Raw genomic sequence first — 6,125 nt, 5'->3', positions numbered from 1 at the left:
AAATCTTTTGAAGGATTTAAAACAAGAATTTTAGCTAAAATAACAGCATTAACTTTGGTTCAATATATCAATAAATTCATATTTGATAGACCAATAAACAATATTAAAAATCAAATTATTTAATTACACCCAACGGGTTAGTTTCTTAGATTTATTATACAACACGATATGCTGTCTGAGGTAGCCCCCAAAACCGATAAGTAAAATACCAATTACCAACCGATAAGGATACAATGATGAAGCGGGTTGCGTAAGTGCAATAATGAGCAAAACTAAATTTACAAAAGTTATAATAGACAAAAGGATTAAAATTATCTTTTTCATTATGATGGAAATTGCTTAAAATTAATAAAAGCACGAAATGCAATTCCGCGCTTTCAGATTTTCTTTTTGTGTTTTGTTATTTAGTATGTAATAAGGTAACACTAAACCTTAACCGTCCACCCAAAAGTATCCTCAGCCATTTTATACTGAATCTTAGTCAAAGTATCTTTTAATTGTAGTGCAATAGCGTTTTCTATTTTAGGCAACTCATAGTAGTGCTCCTGATATTGAAAGCCCACAATCGGACTAACGACTGCAGCAGTTCCTGCTCCAAATATTTCCTTTAAGCTTCCGTTTTTGGCACCTTCTATCAATTCCGAAACCAACACTGAACGCTCTTCCACCTTAATACCGTCGCGTTTCGCGATATCAATAATGCTTTTACGGGTAACACCATCCAAAATTCTCTCACTTGTTGGCGCGGTACAAATAGTATCATTAAACCTGAAGAAAACATTCATTGTTCCCGCTTCTTCCAGTTTTGTATGTGTAGCATCATCCGTCCAGATGATTTGTTGAAATCCTTTTTCCTGTGCCAGTTTCTGAGGATAGAATTGTGCCGAATAATTTCCTGCCGCTTTAGCAGCTCCAATACCACCATTGGCGGCACGACTGTAATGCTCGGCAATAATCACTTTTACTTCCCCTGAATAATAGGCACGGGCGGGTGAAAGAATAATCATGAATCTATATTGTGTTGAGGGCTGGGCAATAACGCCCGAACCAATCGCAATCATAAACGGCCGGATGTATAAGGTGTTACCCAAACCTTTTTTAACCCAGTCTTTTTCCATTTCAACTATGGTTTTTAAACCGCCAATAAAGATTTCCTCGGGAATTTCAGGCATCGCCATTCTTACTGCTGATTTATTAAAACGATCAAGGTTTTGGTCAGGCCTGAAAAGCCAAACATCATCATTGTCGTCTTTATAGGCTTTCATTCCTTCAAAAATAGCCTGTGCATAGTGAAAAACTTTTGCCGAAGGATCAATTAAGAAAGGTTCGTAGGGTTTGATGACTGGTCTTTGCCATTTACCTTCCTTAAAATCACAAATCAACATATGGTCTGTAAATACATTTCCAAAGGCAAGGTTTTCAAAATCGATTTCGTCAATTTTAGAAGAATTTGCTCTGACTATATCGATTTCGTGAGTAGTTTTTAACATCATTTAATAATAGATTTAATTCAGAAAAAAGTTCAAACTATTGATAACTAATACATTATAGTTCTTTTTCCGAAAATTATAGTTGTGTTGTTAGTTTTTGTAAAACTAATGAAAATATGAATGCATTTTGCATAGTGAAAAAAAATTGAAAACTTTTTTATACGCCACGCGTTTCAAGCTATTTTAGGCTTTGATTTCACTGTGAAAATTTAAAAATAATTGTCACCATATTATTGGTTTTTGTATATTCGCAACACTTTTAAAAACTCTCTCATGAAGAAAATAAATCTTATCCTCGTAATGCTGTTCGTATGTTTTGGAACAGCAGTAATGGCACAAAAGAAAGCAAAGGCCTTTAATAGTAAAGAATACGCTTTGTTTGGCGACAATTTCAAAGTGACTAAAATTTATACTAAAGACCAAATGTTGAAAAAGTATAAAACGCTTAAAAAAGGTGATACAGTTACTGTGCAGTTTAAATCCAATATCAAAGCAGTTTGCAAAAAGAAAGGTTGTTGGATGAAAATGCAATTAGCAGGCGATGATGAGTCCTTTGTGAAATTTAAGGATTACGGTTTTTTTGTTCCATTAAATGCCGGTAACAGCGAAGCCATTGTAAATGGAAAAGCGTTTGTTGATGTTGAATCTGTTGAATCCTTAAAACATTATGCAAAAGATGGTGGAAAATCGGCTGCCGAAATTGCAAAAATCACCAAACCAGAAGTAACCTATTCGTTCTTAGCGGATGGCGTTTACATCAAAAAATAAAGTAGTAGACTTAGCATGAAAAGAATAGTAACGCTTGTTTTAGTTTGTGTTTTGTGCTCCTGCCAAAAGAAAGAAGTCAAAGGAGAAGAAAAGAAATGTCCGTCCGGCAAAGAAAAGAAATTGGAAATGTATCAAATGTCAGAAATGGCCGCTTTGATGGAACAAATGTACGTTGACAATAAACGGGTAAAGGAACGTATTCAGAAAGGTGATACAATTGGACAATTTCCGGAGCATTTTCTAAAAATTTATACGGCAAAATTTACCGATGAAACCGAAAACGATTTGTTCTTTAAACAAAAAGCCAAAGACTATATAGCTGCACAAAGATTACTTTATAGCGATCCGGAAAATCTGACAGCTCATTTCAATGCAGGTGTTGATGCCTGCCTTAAATGTCACGAAAGTAAATGCGGCGGACCAATTCCGAGAATCAAAAAATTGTATATAAAGTAATTTTGAAACGCGAGATTGTCCAAACCCGTGATGGTTCCACAACCATTCATTTACCAGAATGGAATGAAAGTTACCATTCTAAGCACGGCGCCATTCAGGAAGCGTATCACGTATTTATAAAAAATGGGCTCTCACTTTTCAAATCCAAGCCTGTTAGTGTCTTAGAAATAGGTTTCGGAACCGGCCTGAATTGTTTTATAACTTATTTTGAGTCCAAAAAAAATAATCAGCACATCGATTACGTTGGAGTAGAAGCTTATCCGGTTATTACGGAAGAAGCCATGCAAATGAACTATCCAAAAGAAATTAGTGGAAGTGATGCCGCAATTTTCACAATAATGCACGAATGCAGTTGGGAACAAAAGCACGCACTTTCAGATCATTTTACTTTAACCAAACGCAAACAGTTTTTTCAGGATATCAATGACGAACTCGCTTTCGACCTGATTTATTTTGATGCCTTTGGATTTAGGGTGCAGCCCGAACTTTGGTCTGAAACAATATTCGAAAACATGTTTAAAGCGTTGAAGCCCAACGGCGTTTTGGTAACCTATGCGTGTCGCAGTTCCATAAAGAATGCTATGTTATCAGCAGGTTTTTCTGTAGAAAAATTACCTGGTGCTCCAGGCAAAAGAGAGATGTTGCGCGCCACTAAAGCATTTTAAAACTTTAACATTATTGAGTAGCCAAATTTAGCATCGTTTTTAATAAGTGCGCACTAATATTTTTTATATTTGATATACCAAACCGTTCTTACCTTTTTATATTAATTTAAATCAAATAGTTGTTTATGTCTAAATCGATGTTAGACCACACTAAAAATGTGTTGAAAAGAGTAAGTTTTGACGTTTCTCTTTTCTGCAAAGAACTTGAAAAAGCTTGTAAGGTCTTGTTGCCTTTTGAATTAGAAGAATTAGCTTCATGGCTTTTAAAATTTATCAAGGAAAAACCAGAACTGCAACATTGTATGTTGCTTATTGACAATAAATAGAACTAAAGGAACTTAAATGGTTCCTTTTTTATTTAACATATGTTTGAAACCGCTAGGTTGATTTTTTCGTAACTTTAAGTATACTTTAAAATTTTACAGTTATGGGACAGTTAATGTATGATTACACAAAATCTGCGATTGTAAAAGTTAGTAAAAACAAAGACCTTTTTGTGAAAGAATTAATAAGAGCATCTAAAACGCTCTTACCTTACGAAAAGGAAAACCTTATCAATTGGTTATTTTATTTTACTGCTGATAAACCGGAGACACAAAAATGGTTTTGGGATTTACTAGATCGAAATGTTTTAGTAAGTTAAAAGCTAAAAAAAAATTAAATAATTGCACTTTAACGATTAAAACAGTGTTTTAACGATTTTTTTTTAAGTATCTTGTTGTTCGTAAACATTTTTTAATATACTTTTACGAAACGTTCTTACAATAAGATAACCCCAAATCTTAAATTAACATGCCTAGAATGATCTATGATTATACCAAATCGGTACTCGAAAGAGTAAGCTTCGATCCGGCTCTTTTCGCAAAAGAATTAAAAAAAGCGATTAAAAATTTATTGCCTTACGAAGTTGAACAATTAAAAAAATGGCTGCAGTTCTTTACGAATGAGCATCCCGAATTAAGACAATGTTTATCTGTAGTTAGTTAACAGAAAGAAAATAAGGAGTTTGTGCAAAGCTCCTTATTTTTTTTGTATTGGACTTATGATTTGTACATTCTGAAAGACAATTGCACCTTTTACAACTCCCGCAATAGTGCTTCTTAAAGCATCGATAATTTGAATTTTCAGTTCGTTTTTCGGAAAAATCAAACTCACCTCGCGCGCCGGCTTTGGTTCTTTAAAATGCCGTAATTTAAGCTGGTCTTTTTCTTTTAAATCCAAAGTGTGCAAATAGGGAAGCAGCGTTGTTCCCAGACCTTCATCTGCAAGTTTTATTAGGGTTTCAAAACTTCCGCTTTCAATTTGGAAATGCGCTTTTTCGTTAGCAGCTACATTTTTGCACAAATTTAAAATTCCTTGCCTAAAACAGTGCCCGTCCTGGAGTAGCAGAATTTCATCTATATTTAAATCATCGATTTCAATTTCTTGTTTTTGAAAAGAACTATGGCCTTCGGGAATATAAGCCACGAAGGGTTCAAAATATAAAACGACTTCCTTTATCTTTTCTTCTTCCAATGGTGTTGCTGCAATAGCGGCATCTAAATGACCATTGTTGAGTTTTACTATAATTTCATCGGTATTTAACTCTTCGATGATTAGTTTCACTTTAGGATATTTTTTGATAAAATTATTGAGAAACATAGGTAATAATGTCGGCATTATCGTTGGAATAATTCCCAACCTGAATTCGCCGCCAATAAATCCTTTTTGTTGGTCAACAATATCCTGAATCCTACCCGCTTCATTAACAATATTTTTGGCCTGATTAACAATCTGTTGCCCAATCTCGGTTAACTGAATAGGTTTCTTGGTTCGATCAAAAATCTGAATACCTAACTCTTCTTCAATCTTCTGAATCTGCATGCTCAGCGTAGGCTGGGTAACGAAACATTTTTCCGCTGCAAGTGTAAAGTTCTTGTGTTCGGCAACAGCCAGAACATATTTTAGTTGTGTAATAGTCATTTTATAGTAAAATTTGATGCAAATATATAAAAACAATAAATTTAAGTTATAGATTGTGCCTAAATAAATCAGTATACTTAAAGTGTAAATACTTACTTTTATAACCTGTTTTACAATTTAAAAAATAATAAAAACAATGAGTAGCGATTTTTATAAAAAGATATTAGAAAACAATAAAGAATGGGTTGAAAGAACATTGGAAAAAGATCCAAATTATTTCAAAGATTTAGCCAAAGGGCAAACACCACCATTACTATGGATCGGATGTTCCGACAGTCGCGTACCGGCAAATGAGATTATAGGAGCGAAGCCAGGTGAAGTTTTTGTGCACAGAAACATTGCCAATATGGTCGTCCATTCCGATATGAATATGCTTAGTGTGCTGGATTATGCAGTAAATGTTTTGAAGGTAAAACACGTAATAGTTTGTGGTCATTATGGCTGTGGTGGAGTGAAAGCTGCGATGGGTAATGATTCAATCGGAATTATTGACAATTGGATTCGTCATATTAAAGATGTTTACCGTTTACATGATACTTATCTTAATTCGATAGTCAATGAAGATGACCGTTTCAATGCTTTTGTTGAAATTAACGTAAAAGAACAAGTGTTTGATTTAGCAAAAACTTCAATTGTTCAGGGAGCATGGAGAGCGGGTCAAGATCTTACTTTACATGGCTGGGTATATGGTTTGAATTCTGGATTCGTAACCGATTTAAAAGTCAATATTAGTTCCAATAAAGACTTAGATGAAGTATATCAACTGAAGTTTTAGAAAAGCAAA

General features: G+C 34.2%; 9 protein-coding genes and 1 pseudogene. 8 read left to right on the top strand and 2 right to left on the bottom strand.

Translation table 11 applies throughout. The features are described from left to right. Positions 1-123, top strand: a pseudogene (locus tag Q0Q99_RS06070) (IS982 family transposase); the annotation flags it as partial. Positions 124-425: 302 nt separating this feature from the next. On the opposite strand, the gene Q0Q99_RS06065 reads toward Q0Q99_RS06070, so the two are convergent. Then, positions 426-1,493 carry a branched-chain amino acid aminotransferase gene (locus tag Q0Q99_RS06065; RefSeq protein ID WP_293892958.1) on the bottom strand — a complete coding sequence of 356 codons (1,068 nt, stop codon included), beginning with the start codon at positions 1,491-1,493 and terminating at the stop codon, positions 426-428. Between the two features lie 270 nt (positions 1,494-1,763). On the opposite strand from Q0Q99_RS06065, the gene Q0Q99_RS06060 reads away from it, so the two are divergent. From Q0Q99_RS06060 to Q0Q99_RS06035, 6 genes are all read left to right on the top strand, one after another. Further along, positions 1,764-2,258, top strand: a complete 495-nt coding sequence (locus tag Q0Q99_RS06060; RefSeq protein WP_293892955.1) for a DUF4920 domain-containing protein — start codon at positions 1,764-1,766, stop codon at positions 2,256-2,258. 15 nt (positions 2,259-2,273) lie between these two features. Next, complete coding sequence (locus Q0Q99_RS06055) at positions 2,274-2,714, top strand: hypothetical protein (protein WP_293892952.1); 441 nt, start codon at positions 2,274-2,276, stop codon at positions 2,712-2,714. A gap of 2 nt (positions 2,715-2,716) precedes the next feature. Further along, positions 2,717-3,379, top strand: coding sequence for a tRNA (5-methylaminomethyl-2-thiouridine)(34)-methyltransferase MnmD (gene mnmD / locus Q0Q99_RS06050; RefSeq protein WP_293892949.1), 663 nt, complete (start codon positions 2,717-2,719; stop codon positions 3,377-3,379). A 125-nt stretch (positions 3,380-3,504) separates the two neighbouring features. Beyond that, the gene (locus tag Q0Q99_RS06045) at positions 3,505-3,705 is read left to right on the top strand and encodes a hypothetical protein (protein ID WP_293892946.1); all 201 of its coding nucleotides are present in this window, start codon (positions 3,505-3,507) and stop codon (positions 3,703-3,705) included. A gap of 101 nt (positions 3,706-3,806) precedes the next feature. Further along, on the top strand, positions 3,807-4,022 hold the full coding sequence (locus Q0Q99_RS06040; RefSeq protein WP_293892943.1) for a hypothetical protein: 216 nt from the start codon (positions 3,807-3,809) through the stop codon (positions 4,020-4,022). 149 nt (positions 4,023-4,171) lie between these two features. Beyond that, positions 4,172-4,366: a hypothetical protein gene (locus Q0Q99_RS06035; protein WP_293892940.1), complete on the top strand. Its 195-nt coding sequence runs from the start codon at positions 4,172-4,174 to the stop codon at positions 4,364-4,366. 33 nt (positions 4,367-4,399) lie between these two features. Here Q0Q99_RS06035 and Q0Q99_RS06030 read toward each other — a convergent pair whose 3' ends face one another. Next, positions 4,400-5,341: a LysR substrate-binding domain-containing protein gene (locus tag Q0Q99_RS06030; protein WP_293892937.1), complete on the bottom strand. Its 942-nt coding sequence runs from the start codon at positions 5,339-5,341 to the stop codon at positions 4,400-4,402. A gap of 136 nt (positions 5,342-5,477) precedes the next feature. Between Q0Q99_RS06030 and can the strand changes: the two genes are divergently transcribed. After that, entirely contained in the window at positions 5,478-6,116 is a 639-nt protein-coding gene (can, locus tag Q0Q99_RS06025; protein ID WP_293892934.1) for a carbonate dehydratase, read from the top strand. Positions 6,117-6,125: the final 9 nt, after the last annotated feature.

Origin of the sequence: Flavobacterium sp., from assembly GCF_025352425.1 — a bacterium.
GTDB lineage: Bacteria > Bacteroidota > Bacteroidia > Flavobacteriales > Flavobacteriaceae > Flavobacterium.
Note: the sequence above shows the minus strand (reverse complement) of the source record. Positions and strands in the feature narration are given on the sequence as shown.

Excerpts from the sequence above, each read along its gene's own strand:
- Q0Q99_RS06065 (WP_293892958.1), bottom strand. The coding sequence starts at position 1,493 with ATGATGTTAAAAACTACTCACGAAATCGATATAGTCAGAGCAAATTCT.
- Q0Q99_RS06060 (WP_293892955.1), top strand. The coding sequence starts at position 1,764 with ATGAAGAAAATAAATCTTATCCTCGTAATGCTGTTCGTATGTTTTGGA.
- Q0Q99_RS06055 (WP_293892952.1), top strand. The coding sequence starts at position 2,274 with ATGAAAAGAATAGTAACGCTTGTTTTAGTTTGTGTTTTGTGCTCCTGC.
- Q0Q99_RS06045 (WP_293892946.1), top strand. The coding sequence starts at position 3,505 with ATGTCTAAATCGATGTTAGACCACACTAAAAATGTGTTGAAAAGAGTA.
- Q0Q99_RS06040 (WP_293892943.1), top strand. The coding sequence starts at position 3,807 with ATGGGACAGTTAATGTATGATTACACAAAATCTGCGATTGTAAAAGTT.
- Q0Q99_RS06035 (WP_293892940.1), top strand. The coding sequence starts at position 4,172 with ATGCCTAGAATGATCTATGATTATACCAAATCGGTACTCGAAAGAGTA.
- Q0Q99_RS06030 (WP_293892937.1), bottom strand. The coding sequence starts at position 5,341 with ATGACTATTACACAACTAAAATATGTTCTGGCTGTTGCCGAACACAAG.
- can (WP_293892934.1), top strand. The coding sequence starts at position 5,478 with ATGAGTAGCGATTTTTATAAAAAGATATTAGAAAACAATAAAGAATGG.